Genomic DNA, 15,552 nt, shown 5'->3' with positions numbered 1-15,552 from the left:
CAGCCCTTTCTTCTGGAATCGAAATTGAGGAGGCGTCAGGAAAAGTCGAGGCCGCCGGTGCGGGCCCGCTTGAGCTCGGCGAAGCCGCGCACGGTCGACATTGCTGCGAGACCATCAAGCAAGGCGCCCGCCTCTTCGCCGCGAGGCGCACGGGTAAGCACGGGGCCGAAGTACGCGGTTCCGGAACCGAAGGAGATCACGGGCGTCCCCACGTCGTCGCCCACCATCTTCTGCACCTTCGCTTGTTCCTCTCGCAGCTCACCCTCGTAGGTGCGGCCCTCCCAATGCTCGAGGTACGAGGCATCGATTCCGGCTTCCTCGAGCGATTCGCGTGCAACCTCGAGGTAGTCATCCTTGCGGTCCTGCACGTGGAAGCGCTCGCCCCACGCGGTGTAGAGCTTCGAGAAGGCCTCCTGACCGAGCTCACGCTGCACGGCCATGAAGAGGTGTGCGGGGCTCAGGGTCTGGTCAATGAGGGCGCGGTAGTTCGGGTCGAGATCGCGGCCCTCGTTGAGCACATACAGCGACATGATCGAGAAGCGTGGAGTGAACTCAGGCCGCTCCTTCACGGCGTTGAGCAGCCAGCGGCTCGTCACCCACGCGTACGGGCACGTGGGGTCGATGTAGAGAAGGACTTCGCGATTCGTGGTGCTCACGCGGTACTCCTTTCGTAGCGGATCAATACCGGCCCATTGTGTCAGACGCCACCGTCCGTTTTCCGAGAAGCCGTTGCGGAACCTCGCGTTTCTTCGTTGACTTTAACGGATGAGCGAAAAGCCCATGAGCACTACAAATACCCGTGCTCGCACAAGAGACAAGCGCCATGCTTCGGAGGCCCACCTCAGCCGAACCGAACTTCGTGAGCGCTCGGTGATGCGCGCAATGGTGCGCCGCAATGCGCGCCCACTCACGTGGTTCATGGTGCTCGCGATGGCGAGCGAAGCGATCAACATGTTCATCCCCATCGGGATCGGCCTCGTGATCGACCACGGCATCTTTAAAGCCAATCTTTGGCTCACCGCGGGCGGTGCCGCGGGTCTCGCAGGACTCCTGCTTCTCTCCAACTGGTGCTGGGCGCGATTTTTCGAACCGATCATGGAGATCCGAGCGCGCGAGCAGCACAATCTGCGCCTCGCCGTCACCGCGGCTGCCCTCGACCCCGCGTCCCGACAGATCGATCGCCCCGCAGGGGAAATCCTTTCAATCGCGACCTCGGATGCTGATCGCGCTCCCGATGTCTTCGACATGATGACGTGGGCCGTGCCCGCGTCGATCGCCGTCGTGGGGGCAGGTGTGTGGCTCACGGTCATGAATCCCCTCGTGGGGCTCATCGTTTTTGCGAGCCTCGCCCTGCAGGTGGTGATCTTGCGAGTCGTCACGCCGATTCTCTCCGAAAAGTACGACAACCAGCAGTCACGCGCTGCCGACGCCGCTTCGACCGCAACGGATCTCGTGCACGGCCTTCGCGTACTTCAGGGGCTGGGGGTGCAAACCCGCGCGCGCTCGACTTACCGGGCGCGCTCACGCATCGCACTCGACGCTGCCCTCACGAACGCGCGTTTCTCGGGCCTTTCCGACGGCCTGATGCTCTTTACCTCTTCGATCATGATTGCCGCGGTCGTCGTCGCCTCGGGTACGCTCACGCTCGAGGGCGCGATGTCGGTAGGCGTGTTCATCTCGATTGCGGGTCTCGTGCGTAATCTTTCGGGCATGATGGCGGGGCTCGCGGGCGTTCCCGTGTGGTGGGCGAGCTTCTCGACCTCGGCGCGCCGCATCCGCCACCTCCTGAGCGAAATGGGGCGAAGCATCACCGAGCCCGCGCTCAATTCTCTCGTCAGGGCCGGCTCGCCCGAGGCCCTTTCGGCACGCACGGAGCCCACTGCTCCCCCACGTCTTCCGGGCCTCGGGGAGATTTCCACCCCTCTTCTCGGCACCGTGCGCGATTCTCAGATCGTCGCACTCGTTCCCGAATCCGCTTCCGACGCCCGCCTCGCCCTCATCGAACTTTCTTCGCTCGACATTCCGCGCGAAAGCCTCCTTATCGAGCCGCACGCGGTCGACCTTTTCGATGGCACGCTGCGCGAGCAACTCGACACAAAGCGCCCCGCTCCAGACGCTTCACCCGACACAACGAACGATCCCGATACCTGGGCGCACGCGGCTCTCAAATCCGCAGGCGCAGATGATCTTTTGAGGATCCTGCCCGAGGGGCTCGACACGCGCATCCTTGACCGCGGCGCGAACCTCTCTGGTGGCCAGCGCCAGCGCCTGGCTCTCGCACGCGCACTCGCGGCGGATGTTCCCGTGCTTGTGCTCAACGACCCGACGACCGCGGTCGACGCCGTGACGGAATACAAAATCGCCCAAGGGGTGCGCGAGGCGCGCAAGGTCGAGGACCGCATCACGGTGCTCATCGCGAAGGCTCCGGCGCTTCTAGATCAGGCCGACCGCGTACTCTTCGTGCGAGGCGGCGAGGTAAGCGCCGAAGGCCCCCACCACGAGCTCATGCACGCCGAGGCATACCGGAAGGTGGTGCAACGATGAGCGAAAACGCCACTCGTACGGCAAATAGCGCGAGCGAGGCAGAACGCGACCTGATTGCGTCGATGGAGGCCGAGGGCGACGTTGCGCGCCAGCTTTCACGGCACGCCGAGCTACTCCCGATCGCATCCTTCGGTGAGACCGGCCGATTCGTACTCGGCCGGCTTCGCGACTTCACTCCTCTCGCCCTCGGAATGCTTGCGGCAACCATCATGGCCGCGCTTGCAGGTGCGCTCGGCCCGTACTTCATGGGGCGCGCGGTAGACGTGGTCACGGCCGGAGGAACTACCCAGGCGCTCTGGACCATCGCCGGGATGATCGTCGCAGCGGGCGCCGTACAAGCGCTCGCCTCGGCTCTTTCACGCGCCCTCATCTCGGGACTCGGCCAGCGCCTCCTTGCGGGAATGCGCGAGGACGTCATCGACCGCGCCCTCGATCTACCCACGCAAACGATGGAGCAGGCGGGCATCGGCGACGCACTCTCGAGAGTCGCCGACGACGTCGACGTCACCGCAAAGGCCGTCAACAACATCGTGCCGTGGCTCGTCACGGTGATCTTCCAGATCACGGTGACGTTCATCGCGCTCGTCGTGATCAGCCCGTGGCTGCTCATTCTGGTTGTCGCGATCATTCCCTTTTACGTATGGGCACTGCGCTTTTACCTTCCGCGCACGAACCGCATCTACCGCGTCGAACGCATCGCGAAAGGCGCCCGCGCACAGGGACTGCTCGCGGCGATCAATGGTGCGCCGACCGTGCACGCCTACGGCATCGAAGAGCGCGAGACGCGGCACGTTGGCTCGCTGAGCGCCGCCGCCTACGCGCTCGTGCTGAGGATCTTCCGCCTCATCGTGCAAGTCGTGTGGATCATGATGATCCCCGAAACTCTCGCCGTCATTCTTGTGCTGCTCATCGGGTACGCGACCGTTCAGGCAGGGCTCATGCCGGTGGGGCTCGTGGCCTCAGCGTGCATCTATATCGTGACGCTTTTTTGGCCCCTTCAGTCGCTCATCTTCTCCCTTGACGACGTTCAGTCAGCCGCGGCGAGCCTTACGCGCATGGTGGGGGTCATCACCTCGATCGACCCCGCCGCTTCGCCTGGAGAGGAAACACCCGTGGATGGGTCGATTCGAATCGAAGGCGTCTCGCACGCCTATAGCGATAACGGTCGCATTGTGCTCGCGCCGATCGACCTGACGATTCCGGAAGGCGAGACGGTCGCACTCGTTGGAGCATCCGGTGCGGGCAAATCGACCCTCGCGTCGATCCTTGCGGGAACGCTCACCCCGCGCTGGGGTCGCGTGTTCCACGGCGGCGCCGATCTCGCACACGCCAACCTCGAAGCCGTGCGCTCGCACGCGTCAATCGTGTCGCAGGACGTGCACGTGTTCCACGGAACGCTCCGTGAGGATCTGAGCCTTGCGATCGACGAAGCAAGCGATGACGAGCTGTGGGACGCCCTCGCGCGCGTCAGCGCGGAGGAATGGGCACGACTCCTCCCCAAAGGTCTCGATACCGAGGTCGGGGAGAAAGGCGCGAAACTTTCTGCTGAACAGGGCCAACAGCTCGCGCTCGCACGCATCGTGCTCCAAGACCCGGCGATCCTCATCATGGATGAGGCGACGGCCGATGAAGGCAGTTCAGGCGCGCGAGTGCTCGAACGTGCGGCCCTCGAGGTTGCGCGCGGGCGCACGACGGTCATCGTCGCGCACCGCCTCTCTCAGGCGAGGGAAGCCGACCGGATTTTTGTCATGGACGATGGCAAGGTCGTGGAATCGGGAAGCCACGACGAGCTCGTGGCGCTCGACGGACGGTACGCCGAGCTGTGGAGCGCCTGGTCACGCTAAGGACGCTCCACATTTCAAGGCTGAGACCACCCTCCACCTCATCGTCGGCTTCTGGCGTTCTTTGACGCACCGTGAAGGACGGCACTCGCGTAAGTCGCCCGCGCTCCGGTAGGCTCGGGGCATACTCGTTCCCCTCCCGGGGCACATATGACTTCGCGAAAACGGCCCGCCGTGGAGCATCCGGGAGGCTTATGGGCCACGGAAGAGTCATGAATACCCAGAAGCGTTGGTCCGCTGGGGACCACGTGACCTGGACGTACTACACGCACGCGCACGAGACCATCACCGTGCGACCGGGAACCGTCGTCATTGATGATGACCGCGGGATTGTCGTGTGGATCGCACCGGGCACGGAGGTTCTCCTCCCCGTTCTTGAATCGGGCGCGCCACTCAGGCGCGCCGGCGACGAAGGCATGTTCACCGCCCCCCGCACCCAATCGAAACAGCTGTGGACAGGCAACGGCATCCTCATGATCGGTCTGCCCGATAAGCCGTATTCCGTGTGGCTGTTCTATAAAGACGACGGCACGCTTGGCTGCTACTACGTCAATCTTGAGACTCCGCTCGAGCGCACCGAGGAAGGCGTTCGCACGCGCGATCTCGTTCTCGACCTCGTCGTGCTCCCCCGCCACGACTACCACTACAAGGATGAGGACGAACTCGAGGGCGCCGAGCGGATCGGCTACTTCAGCCCCGAAATGGCTGAACAGATCCGGGCATGGGGTCGCGAGGCCGAACGTGACATTGAGGCGTGGGGATATCCCTTCAACGCCGGCTTCGAGTATTTCTTCCCCAATCCAACTTGGGGTCTTCCGAAGCTTCCCGAGCACTATTCGTGGGACATGGACCTCACACGCGCGCGGCGCCGCTAGCCCTCGCACCCCACCGGCCCAGTAGTATGTTTCTACCCCGGGCGTAACCGCGTCCGCGTTTACCGCGCAAGGATGCGCACTTTCCCCTTGGAGTGATACGTCTTGATGAAATTCTTCCAACGGCTCGGCAGGTCACTCATGCTGCCGGTCGCCGTCCTCCCTGTTGCCTCGATTTTCTCGGGCCTCGGCTACTGGATCGCTGGCGCGACCGGAGACCCGAACAACATCATCGGAGCATTCCTCGCGGCAGCGGGTGGCGCGCTGATCGATAACATCCCGCTCCTATTCGCGATCGGTGTCGCGATCGGCATGCCGAAGAAGGCCGACGGCGTCGCAGCGCTCGCGGGCCTTACCTCGTGGCTCACGGTCACCAGTCTCCTCAAACCAGAGACGATCATGAAATTCCAGGGCCTGAGCGATGTTGCGCAGGTCGACCCCGCATTCAGCAAGGTCAATAACGTTTTTGTGGCCCTCATCTGCGGCCTCATCGCAGCGTGGAGCTTCGAAAAATTCAAGGACACGGAGCTTCCTGACTTCCTCGCGTTCTTCTCGGGTAAGCGCTCGGTTGCGATCATCTCGGCCCTCCTCTCTCTCGTCGCCGCACTCGTGCTCATGTTTGTGTGGCCGCTCGTCTTCGGTGGCCTCGTGGCCTTTGGCGAGTGGATGCTCACGCTCGGCCCGGTCGGAGCCGGGCTTTACGGCTTCTTCAACCGCCTGCTCATCCCGCTCGGCCTGCACCACGCTCTCAACGCCGTGTTCTGGTTCGATATCGCGGGCGTGAATGACCTCAACAACTTCCTCGCAGGCCAAGGCACTCGCGGCGTGACCGGCCAGTACATGACCGGGTTCTTCCCCGTCATGATGATGGGCCTTCCCGGTGCTGCCCTCGCGATGTATGTGACGTCCAAGCCTGAGAAGAAGAAAGCCACGGGCGGCATCCTGATCGGTGCAGCGTTCGCGGCGTTCCTCGTCGGCATCACGGAACCGCTCGAATTCCTCTTCATGTTCCTCGCTCCGGGCCTTTACCTGATCCACGCGATCTTCATGGGGATCTCGATGGGCGTCACTGCCGCCCTTCCCGTCCGCTCGGGCTTCGGCTTCTCAGGTGGCTTCATCGACCTGGTCCTCCAGTGGGTCAACCCGCTCGCGATGAACCCGTGGGCCATCTTCGTGATGGGCGCGTTCTGGTTCGTGGTCTACTTCCTCGTGTTCCGTTTCGTGATTCTCAAGTGGAATCTCAAGACCCCCGGTCGCGGCGCAGACGAAGATGATGACGAGGCGAGCGATTCCACGGCCACCGGCGCCGACAAGTACATCCTCACCGCCGACCGGTTTATCGAGGCCCTCGGCGGCAAGGGCAACATCGACGAGGTCGAGAACTGCGCGACGCGCCTTCGCCTGAGCCTCAACGACGTGTCTCTCGCCGACGAGCAGGCTCTCAAGGCCGCGGGCGCAACCGGCGTCATGAAGCCCGGTGGCAACCTCTACCAGGTGATCTACGGACTCAACGTCCAGTTCGTGAAGGACGCGATGGACGGCCTCATGGATGGTTCGATCGAGCCTCCCGCGCGCGCTGAGGTCGAGAGCAATGCTGCTGCGGCAACCGTCGGAGGCTCCGAGGGCTCCACTGCCGCTCCTGCCGCCACTGCCGTCGCCGAAAAGACCGAGTACGCGCTCGTGCGCATGCGTCAGCCACTTCAGGGAACGATCGTCCAGCTCGAGAATGTTCCCGATTCAACGTTCGCCGACCGGCTCCTCGGTGGCGGCGTCGCGATCGACCCGAGCGGCAGTCAGGTCGTGGCTCCCGCCGCTGGCGTGGTATCGCAGGCTTTCCCAACGGGACACGCCGTTGCGCTCACGCTCGACGACGGAGCCGAGGTCCTCATCCACGTAGGCCTCGACACTGTGAAGATGAACGGTGAGGGCTTCACCGTGCACGTGAAGAACGGCGATCGCGTCACCGCGGGCCAGCCGCTCGTGGATTTCGATCGCGCGAAGATCGAAGCCGCGGGCTACAAGGCGATCACGCCGGTCGTGATCCTCGGCCACGCAGATTCAACAATCGAGTTCGTCTAACCACGCGCTCCATTTCCACGTCGCTCTCCCCTCCCGGGTCCATCTCGGTGCGGGGAGAGCGCTTTTAACGTACGATTCTTGCTCTGAGTGAAGGGAGCGCAAAGTCGTGCAACGTGAGAATACGGAACGACGGCTCCTGCGGTCCCTCCAAGTTTCTAATGCGAGTGACGCCGTCGGTCGTGAATTCATTGACTCCTCCATAGCGATTATCGCGATTTCGCTCCTGGGGTTTTCTACGACGCAGATCGGCATCTTGGATTTTCTCGAGTCGGGAGCTGCCCTTTTTCTGGCGCTCCCCATCGGACTTCTGGTCGACCACTACAGACCGCAAACGATTCTGACGATTTCTCTTGCTCTCAAGGTTCTGCTCGGCACGCTCTTGTGCCTCGGTCTCACTTTTGAGCTCACGAGTCCCGTGTTCTTTATGCCACTCGTCTTCTTTCTCGGTTTATCCGTTATCGCCTCGGAAAATGCCCAAACGAGCCTGGTCCCGTTCGTCGCCGGAAGCAGCGGCCAGATAGAAACTGCCATCTCAAGAATGGCAATGGCGGACTCCATTGCAGGAGTCATCGCACCGGCAGCAGCCGGATTCACCTTGGCGTTCCTAGGTCCTACTCCGGCTACAGGAGCAGCCGCACTCTTCTTCGTTCTAGCTCTGGTCTTCGCTTGGCGTACTATGCAGCGCCTAACCCAGATGAACAGCACGACTCATCACGCCAGCGCCCCGCACGTCGCAGACGATCGCAGTGATGAGTCTCAACTCGAGAACGACACACGGACTCTCTCTCAGAAGCTCACCGACGGTTTCCGCATCCTTGGTCGTAATCGCTTTCTTTTCGGCGCCGTGTGTCTGATTTCAGCTGGCAACATTGGGCTCGCCTTGGGCGACTCGATGGTAAACGTCGTCATTCTGAGGGTTTTGGATCTTGGCATGCCCTTCTTCGGCATCCTCGGAACGGTGTCGGCGATCGCAGGAATCCTCGCAGCATCGCTCGCTCCCGCGATCGTGAAGTCCCTCCCGGTACGAACGCTCTACATTTCAAGCTCCATTATTCAAGCGCTCGTGGCGTGCCTTCCACTCCTGGCACTCATGACCCCGAACTGGGCTCATGTTCTCTTCCTCATTCAATCTGCGTGTTGGGCTTTCACCCTTACCGTCGCCAACATCGCGGGGTTCTCGTACATAGCGAAGGTCGTCGACAAGAAGTTCCTTGGTCGTGCGAGCGCTGCGATGCGCATGTTGACAATGGGCACTGTCCCCTTCGCTGCACTTCTCGGGGGTGTACTCGCGGATATCGGCGCGATCACCGTTCCCCTTATTGTTTGGCCGCTTCTCACCGCCACTGCTGTCACGGTGTACATCTTCCTGACGCGCCCCGCGGCCTCAGGACGCGCTTGACCTACGAGCCTTCCAGAGAAAAGTCTCGGTGCGGGGAGAGCGCTGTTAGCGGACGATCTCGCGATGCCCCGCGTCGAGGCGGCGCGTCCACCCCTTTTTATCGAGATGCTCGAGGAGCGGAATCACGGTGCGTCTGGTCGTGCCGAGCGCCCGGCGCGCCTCAGAGGTCGTAAACGGCTGCGGTAACGCTGCGAGTTCGCGCATCGCGAGTGCGGGCGCGGTGGGTAGAAGAACGAGGTTGTCGCTCGGCAGGCCGATCCTCAGGAGCCGCCCTTGTTTCGCCGCGGCCGCGAGCTCTTTCGCGCCGAGACCAAGGTCAGCGAGATCGCCGAGTTCGGGCGCGTTGAACGGATCATTTTTGAGTTTCGCTTCGAGCGCGGCAACGCTCGCTTCTGCCTCGCCGAGCCCCGCTTCGATCGCCGGATCGACAATGAGCCCATCGCGTTCGATGAGCGCCGACTTCTTCACGACCATCGGAAGGAGTTCGAGGGCGGGAAGCGCGAGGGCTTCGACCGCTTCTTTTCGGGAAAGCCCCGGACGAAGGGGATTTGTCTTAGCGGCAGCCGCAACGCGTTCTCTCAGCGCGCGGGCACCGCGGTCGAGGAAAGCTGCGCTCACAAGCCAGCCACCGTCGGACACACACCCTTCGAGCGTGCCTGCCACCTCAAAGCCCATTTTCCTGAGGTCTGTTTCGCGCATGGCGCCGCGCCGCTCGATTTCAGCTCGTGCGTCCCCGCTCTCGCTCATGTGCTCGAGCTCGCTTTCACGCGCGCTCCCCGCGCCGCGCCTGCGCAGTTCCGGCGGGTCCACATCGAGAACGCGCACGCCCCCGAGAACAGCCCGCTCACCTGTGCCGCGCATGACGAGGCGATCGCCGATCACGAGCGGAAGAGGAACATCAAACGTGAGGCGCGCGTGCTCCGCGCCGAGGGGGCGCACGCGTGCGGTCACGGCCGCGCTTCCCACGTGGATCGTGGTCTCGCGCGGCACATCGTCGAGGCTGTCTCCGCTCACGCTGCGCACATCCACGACACGCGTGAGGTGGAAAGCGCCGGGTGTAAGGAGCACGTCGCCGCGATGGATCTCGCTCGCGGAAATTTGGCGAAGGTTGAGGGCCGCGCGGCTCACTGGCTCGACGACCTCCTCGCTCGCGCCGCGCGACTGCACGCCGCGCACGCTCACTTCTCGCGGCTCGCTCTCGCCGTGGCGGGTGCTCACGAGCTCGAGCTCATCGCCCGCGCGCACGCTCCCGGAACCGAGGGTTCCCGTCACGACCGTGCCTGCGCCGTCGATCGTGAAGGACCGATCAATCCACAACCTCACGTTTTCATGCGGGGATGCAGCTGCGACGCTTGCCACGAGTTCATCGAGCACGCGCTTCAGCTCATCGATCCCCTCACCGGTCACACCCGAGACACCGCATGCCGGTGCATCAGCAAGGCCTGTGTCGGCGAGTTCGCGCCGTGCTTCGGCAATCACGGTAGTGACGCGTTCGGGGGCGCGATCGGCGCGCGTCACGACGATGATGCCGTGGGAAATACCGAGGGCCTTGACGGCGTCGCGGTGGTCGCTCGACTGCGCGCTCCAGCCCTCATCTGCGGCAACGACGAAGAGCACAATGGGCACGGGCCCGAGTCCCGCGAGCATATTGCCGATGAAGCGCTCGTGGCCGGGTACGTCCACGAAGCTCACGCCGCGCCCCGAGGGGAGCGTGCACCACGCGAAGCCGAGGTCGATTGTGAGCCCGCGGCGTTGCTCTTCTTCCCAGCGGTCTGTTTCAATGCCGGTGAGCGCGCGGATCAGTGTGCTTTTGCCGTGGTCAACGTGCCCAGCGGTCGCGATGACGTGCATGCGTCCCTCCTAGCGTTTCATGAGCGCGGCGATCACGCTCGCAAGCTCAGCATCCTCGAATTCGGGAATGCAACGCACGTCGATAAGACAGGCGCCGTCGCGCGTGGTCGCAATGATTGGTCGTTCGAGCGCGCGCAGTTCGCTCGCCAGATGCTCGGGCACGCGCAGTGCCCATCCCGGGATCGGAACCTCTGCACCGCCTCCCCCGCCGACGCGGCCGTCGTGCGGAACAACCTCGCACGTCACGTTCACGCGCTCGTCGATTGCACGCGCAAGCTTTTCGGTGCGGGCTTTGAGCGCGTCGGGGTCGGTGTGAAGCGCTTCAAGCACGGGCGGCGTGGGTCCTCCGACGGTAGCCTCGAGCGCGGCGAGCAGGAGTTTATCGGCGCGCATCGCTCGCGCGAGAGGGTGGCGGGCCACGCGCTCGACCCACTCCTTCTTCCCGAGGATGAGCCCCGCTTGGGGGCCGCCCACGAGCTTGTCGCCGCTTGCGAGCACGAGGTCCGCGCCGCTTTCAAGGGCCTCGGTGAGCGTTGGCTCATCAGGAAGCAGCGGCTCCGGGGAAAAGAGCCCCGAACCGATGTCGACGATGAGCGGGAGATCGTGGGCGTGCGCGAGATCGGCGAGTTCAGCGATGCCAACAGCGCTTGTGAAGCCTTTGATGACGTAATTGCTCGCGTGAATCTTGAGGAGCGCGGCTGTGTTTTCTCCGAGGGCCTTTTCGTAGTCGGCAAGATGCGTGCGATTCGTCGTGCCGACCTCGTGGATCACGGGACCCGTCGACTCGATGAGCTCGGTGAGGCGAAATCCCGCGCCGATCTCGATCATCTCACCGCGGCTCAATACAATCTCGCGCCGCTTGCCCGATCCTGGACCGGCGAGGGCCGTCGCGATGAGCGAGAGCGCCGCAGCGCCATTGTTGACCGCAAGCGCGTCCTGCGCTGCAGGGCACGCCTTGAGGAGCGCCTCGCGCGTCGAAACGCCGCGCTTCCCGCGAAGGCCCGTTGCCAGATCGAACTCGACATCAACGTAGCCCGCAGCGGCTTCCAAGGCGTTGATCGCCTGAGGTGAAAGAGGGGCACGCCCAAGATTGGTGTGGACGATGACTCCCGTTGCGTTGAGCACGGGCGTGAACGCGCACGCGTGCACGCCCTCGAACGCGGCGATCACCGCGCCCTCGACGTCTTCCGGCGCGATTTCCCCCGCCCGGGCACGACTCTGCATGTCACGCACAACATCGCGTACGCGCTCTTCCCCAAGGCGTTGCTTCGCTCGTTCGACCTCTTCAAGCGCGAGTAAAGCATCGGTCCGTGGGATCCGCCGTCGTGGATCGTCGCCTGCTACCGGGGACGCGGTTCGTGACATGTCGCGGGGCACCTTCGCTCAAAACTCGGGATCGCGGTGGCGTGGCAGGCGTCGGACCAAAACTCCACGTGCCACGCGCGCCCCGCCCACAAAGGCGAGGCGCGAAAGCTTGGCGGAGGCGGACGGGAATCGAACCCGCCATACCGAGCTACTCGATATCACCGGTTTTGAAGACCGGGGCGCCCACCAGGACACGTACGCCTCCAAGCACGAATTTACCAGTGAAAATGCCTAGAGTGGAATGCATGACCATCGACGACGATACCCAGGCCACAGAAACACCAGACTTCAGCAACTACCCACGCCTCACCACGATGGCGCACGGCGGCGGTTGCGCGTGCAAAATCCCACCGGGCGAGCTCGAGGATGCCGTGAAGGCGCTCACGGGGCAAACGTTCGACTCGGTGATCGTGGGTCTCGACGACGGCGATGATGCCGCCGCGGTTAAGGTGCGTGGCGACCTCGCGGTGCTGTCGACTGCGGATTTCTTCACGCCCGTCGTCGATGATCCTTACGACTGGGGTCGCATCGCTGCGGCGAACGCCCTTTCAGATATTTACGCGATGGGCGGAGAGCCGGTTGTCGCGATCAACCTCGTGGGGTGGCCGCGCGAAAAACTCCCCATGGAGATGCTTTCGGAGGTGCTGCGCGGCGGCCTCGACGTGGGGCGCGAGGCTGGCGTTCCCGTGATCGGGGGGCACAGCGTCGATGATCCCGAACCGAAGTACGGCCAGGCGGTCACGGGCATCGCGAAGCCCGACGCTCTCCTGCGCAACGATGCGGCCGAGGTTGGCCTGCCGCTTACGCTCACGAAACCGATCGGCGTGGGTCTTTTGAACAACCGCCACAAGGCCACCGGCTCCAGCATCGACGAAGCCGTGAAATGGATGACGACGCTCAACGCCGAAGCCTCTCGGAAGGCACTTGCAGCCGGCGCCAAGGCCGCAACCGACGTGACCGGATTCGGCCTGCTCGGGCATTTGCACAAAATGGCGCGCGCCTCGGGCGTGAGCGCCGTTCTCGAGCGCGCGGCCGTGCCGGCGATGGGCGATGCTCTCGACGCGCTTGCGGGGGGCTTCATCTCCGGCGGCACTCGACGCAACCTCGACTGGGTGCGCCCCTCACTTCGTGCAGGAGCGGGCATCACGGAAGAGGATCTGCTGTTCCTCGCCGACGCGCAGACCTCGGGCGGCCTTCTCGTCGTGGGAGAGATCCCCGGGTACCCGGTCATCGGTGAGATCGTGGCCGCGAGCGACGACGCGCCCGCAGGCAGCGTCCAGGTCCGCTAGGCGCCGTCGGAAGAAGCTGAGCGAAAGGCCCGCACCGTGTACGAGTCCGCCCTCGATCTTCCGTGAATTGCATAGGGGTTACGGGGGTTTGAGCTGCCGCGACTCGATCTAAGCCGATGCGGCTCACGAAAAAGTGGGGGCTATGGCACTTGGCCATAACCCCCACAACTTCTATGGAATCCAGAGGACGCTAGTCGGTTTCGGGGCCCGTCACGATCGAATCGTCCACGATGCCGTGCTTACGCCGACGCTCGAGGCGTTCCTTCTGCGGGATCACGGTGTACTTCGGATCGCGAGCAGACTGGAAGCCCGCATCGAGAATGCCGAAGCGCGTGAACGCGCTTGCCGCGGCAAGGCACGCACCCGACGCAATCGCAATCGCGCGATGCTTCTTCGCGAACAAGCCCGTAACGGCGCCCGCGATGAGGAGCTTCTCCGCGATATGCATCTTCTTGCCGCCATCGCCGATCTCGAGCGGCTCGGCTTCGAGGGGGTGCATTTCTTTCTTCATCGCGCGCAGCGAAAGCATATCGCCCGCAACGCCCGCAAGCGCGAGACGCTGAACCGGGCCGATCTCGTCGAGCGGAGTCGAGAGCATCGCGGTGCCCGACGCGGCGAGGCTCGCCGAGGATGCAAACAGGAACGGAAGCGAGAACTTTCCGCCGTTCCAGGCGGGAAGCGCCGAGTCACCGAGCAGCACCGCGGTGTACACCGCGAGCGGAGCACCCGTCGCCGCCTGGCCCCACGCCGCAGGCTTCTCGAAAGCGCGCGCAACCTTGCGAAGCGGACCGAGGGGGAGCTTCTCCCCCGTCATACGGTCAAACTCATTCGCAAACGTCACACCAGCGTTCACGCCGTACGCCGAGATGATCCACGTACCGAGGTTCATGGGGCTCGTCGGCTTGAACGTGCGCATCATGTTCAAGAAGCGGTCTGGTCGGCCGAGGTCCTCGATGAGGCTTACGGTGCCGATGCCGAGCGCGATGATCGAGCCAACGCGCGCGTTACGGCGCAGCGTCTCACGCCCCGTCGCCCCCGCGGCAAGCGCGATGAGGCCCGACGAACCGGCGACACCGCCGAGGAACAGGTACACGCCGATCGGGTACTCCCACGGCGGCGCCTTGACGATCTGACGACCGTAGTAGCTCGTGAACTGGACGTCCTCGACCATCGAGACTTCGCCCATACGGTTCTGACCACGCTTACGGGCGCCGTCATACTTGGTTGCTTCAGGCCGACGCTTGCGGCGCATCGGCTGCGGCGGGCGGTAGCTATCGAACTCGTTCTGGCTCATTTCCTCTTACCTCCCACAAACATGAGGGCGGTCGTTGCGATCATTGCACCGGCTGCGAGGGCTGCGCGACCATACATCTTCGGCAGGTCCATCGTGCCCACGCGCGGGTCCGGCGGAAGACCGTAAACCTCCGGTTCGTCGAGGAGAAGGAAGACGGAGCCGAGACCACCCACGCCGTCGTTCGAGTTTGCGCCGTAGAGGCGGGCTTCGGTCATGCCCTCCTCATGGAGCTTCTTCACGCGTTCCTTGGCCTTCGCGACCATGTCTTCGCGATCACCGAACTTGATCGACGTCGTGGGGCAGGTTTGGGCACACGCGGGCTGCTGACCGTCTTTGAGGCGGTCGTAGCACAGCGTGCACTTGTTGGCCGTGCCCTTATTCGGGATGTCCTGTTCGAGGTGAGGGCGGTCGTCGCGGTCGGTCTTCGGTGACACGGTGCCGTCGTCGCGGCGCTCGATCACACCGAACGGGCACGTGTACACACACGTACCGCAGCCGTTGCAGACGTCGGCCTGCACAACCACCGTGCCGAACTCCGTGCGGAACAGCGCACCCGTGGGGCAGGCATCGAGGCAGCCCGCGCGCGTGCAGTGCTTGCACACGTCCGAGGCCATGAGCCAACGGAATTCATCCGTGTGCTTTGGCTGCTGCTCACTCGGCGGTTTCTGCCCGATCTTCGGCATACCGAGATTGACGAGCTGACGGCCTGATTCGCGGGCCTGCTCGATGCGCTTTTCCGACTGCTCGATGAACGCAACGTGACGCCACGTATTCGCGCCGAGCGAGCCCGTGTTGTCGAACGACGACCCGAGCAGCTCGAAGTTACCGTCCTGAGGGTTGCGGTTCCACTCCTTACACGCGACCTCGCAGGCTTTACAGCCGATACAAATCGACGTATCGGTGAAGAAGCCTTTGCGGTCGTGTGTGTGCTCCCATCCCGCAACGGAGATGGGGTCAGCGGTCGTGTTGAGAAGGCTCATCACACACCTCCATTCTCGTCGTGGGAAGCTTGGGAGTT

11 protein-coding genes and 1 tRNA gene are annotated in these 15,552 nt (G+C 63.7%); 6 read left to right on the top strand and 6 right to left on the bottom strand.

The window, feature by feature from the left end; translation table 11 throughout:
* Positions 1–35: 35 nt before the first annotated feature.
* Positions 36–656: a hypothetical protein gene (locus HMPREF1484_RS06520; RefSeq protein ID WP_016664241.1), complete on the bottom strand. Its 621-nt coding sequence runs from the start codon at positions 654–656 to the stop codon at positions 36–38.
* 124 nt (positions 657–780) lie between these two features.
* On the opposite strand from HMPREF1484_RS06520, the gene HMPREF1484_RS06515 reads away from it, so the two are divergent.
* From HMPREF1484_RS06515 to HMPREF1484_RS06495, 5 genes are all read left to right on the top strand, one after another.
* Positions 781–2,544, top strand: coding sequence for an ABC transporter ATP-binding protein (locus HMPREF1484_RS06515; protein ID WP_172620175.1), 1,764 nt, complete (start codon positions 781–783; stop codon positions 2,542–2,544).
* Positions 2,541–4,388, top strand: a complete 1,848-nt coding sequence (locus HMPREF1484_RS06510; protein WP_016664239.1) for an ABC transporter ATP-binding protein — start codon at positions 2,541–2,543, stop codon at positions 4,386–4,388. The genes HMPREF1484_RS06515 and HMPREF1484_RS06510 overlap by 4 nt, the downstream gene beginning before the upstream one ends.
* Positions 4,389–4,597: 209 nt before the next feature.
* Positions 4,598–5,260 carry a DUF402 domain-containing protein gene (locus tag HMPREF1484_RS06505; RefSeq protein ID WP_040386509.1) on the top strand — a complete coding sequence of 221 codons (663 nt, stop codon included), beginning with the start codon at positions 4,598–4,600 and terminating at the stop codon, positions 5,258–5,260.
* 105 nt (positions 5,261–5,365) lie between these two features.
* Complete coding sequence (nagE, locus tag HMPREF1484_RS06500) at positions 5,366–7,336, top strand: N-acetylglucosamine-specific PTS transporter subunit IIBC (protein ID WP_040386508.1); 1,971 nt, start codon at positions 5,366–5,368, stop codon at positions 7,334–7,336.
* Between the two features lie 106 nt (positions 7,337–7,442).
* Positions 7,443–8,735 (top strand): MFS transporter, encoded by a 1,293-nt coding sequence (locus HMPREF1484_RS06495; RefSeq protein ID WP_016664236.1) that lies wholly within the window; start codon positions 7,443–7,445, stop codon positions 8,733–8,735.
* A gap of 45 nt (positions 8,736–8,780) precedes the next feature.
* On the opposite strand, the gene selB is transcribed toward HMPREF1484_RS06495, so the two are convergent.
* The 3 genes from selB to HMPREF1484_RS06480 all read right to left on the bottom strand — a co-directional run bounded on the left by selB (position 8,781) and on the right by HMPREF1484_RS06480 (position 12,156).
* Positions 8,781–10,586: a selenocysteine-specific translation elongation factor gene (gene selB / locus HMPREF1484_RS06490; RefSeq protein ID WP_016664235.1), complete on the bottom strand. Its 1,806-nt coding sequence runs from the start codon at positions 10,584–10,586 to the stop codon at positions 8,781–8,783.
* A gap of 9 nt (positions 10,587–10,595) precedes the next feature.
* Positions 10,596–11,951: an L-seryl-tRNA(Sec) selenium transferase gene (selA, locus tag HMPREF1484_RS06485; protein WP_016664234.1), complete on the bottom strand. Its 1,356-nt coding sequence runs from the start codon at positions 11,949–11,951 to the stop codon at positions 10,596–10,598.
* Between the two features lie 110 nt (positions 11,952–12,061).
* Positions 12,062–12,156: transfer RNA gene (locus HMPREF1484_RS06480), tRNA-Sec, on the bottom strand.
* A 40-nt stretch (positions 12,157–12,196) separates the two neighbouring features.
* On the opposite strand from HMPREF1484_RS06480, the gene selD reads away from it, so the two are divergent.
* Complete coding sequence (selD, locus tag HMPREF1484_RS06475) at positions 12,197–13,240, top strand: selenide, water dikinase SelD (protein ID WP_016664233.1); 1,044 nt, start codon at positions 12,197–12,199, stop codon at positions 13,238–13,240.
* Positions 13,241–13,430: 190 nt separating this feature from the next.
* Here the strand turns inward: selD and nrfD are convergent, their stop codons facing one another.
* Both nrfD and HMPREF1484_RS06465 read right to left on the bottom strand, forming a co-directional pair.
* Positions 13,431–14,534 (bottom strand): NrfD/PsrC family molybdoenzyme membrane anchor subunit, encoded by a 1,104-nt coding sequence (gene nrfD, locus HMPREF1484_RS06470; RefSeq protein WP_016664232.1) that lies wholly within the window; start codon positions 14,532–14,534, stop codon positions 13,431–13,433.
* A complete protein-coding gene (locus HMPREF1484_RS06465; RefSeq protein ID WP_016664231.1) occupies positions 14,531–15,514 on the bottom strand; it encodes a 4Fe-4S dicluster domain-containing protein in 984 nt (327 codons plus the stop codon). Before HMPREF1484_RS06465 ends, nrfD begins: the two co-directional genes overlap by 4 nt.
* Positions 15,515–15,552 lie beyond the last annotated feature (38 nt).

Source organism: Dermabacter sp. HFH0086 (assembly GCF_000413375.1).
Classification (GTDB): domain Bacteria; phylum Actinomycetota; class Actinomycetes; order Actinomycetales; family Dermabacteraceae; genus Dermabacter; species Dermabacter hominis.
Note: the sequence above shows the minus strand (reverse complement) of the source record. Positions and strands in the feature narration are given on the sequence as shown.

Bases quoted from the DNA above. Each gene is read 5' to 3' on its own strand.
- selB (WP_016664235.1), bottom strand. From the start codon at position 10,586: ATGCACGTCATCGCGACCGCTGGGCACGTTGACCACGGCAAAAGCACA.
- HMPREF1484_RS06510 (WP_016664239.1), top strand. From the start codon at position 2,541: ATGAGCGAAAACGCCACTCGTACGGCAAATAGCGCGAGCGAGGCAGAA.
- HMPREF1484_RS06505 (WP_040386509.1), top strand. From the start codon at position 4,598: ATGAATACCCAGAAGCGTTGGTCCGCTGGGGACCACGTGACCTGGACG.
- nrfD (WP_016664232.1), bottom strand. From the start codon at position 14,534: ATGAGCCAGAACGAGTTCGATAGCTACCGCCCGCCGCAGCCGATGCGC.
- nagE (WP_040386508.1), top strand. From the start codon at position 5,366: ATGAAATTCTTCCAACGGCTCGGCAGGTCACTCATGCTGCCGGTCGCC.
- HMPREF1484_RS06515 (WP_172620175.1), top strand. From the start codon at position 781: ATGAGCACTACAAATACCCGTGCTCGCACAAGAGACAAGCGCCATGCT.
- HMPREF1484_RS06465 (WP_016664231.1), bottom strand. From the start codon at position 15,514: ATGAGCCTTCTCAACACGACCGCTGACCCCATCTCCGTTGCGGGATGG.
- selA (WP_016664234.1), bottom strand. From the start codon at position 11,951: ATGTCACGAACCGCGTCCCCGGTAGCAGGCGACGATCCACGACGGCGG.
- selD (WP_016664233.1), top strand. From the start codon at position 12,197: ATGACCATCGACGACGATACCCAGGCCACAGAAACACCAGACTTCAGC.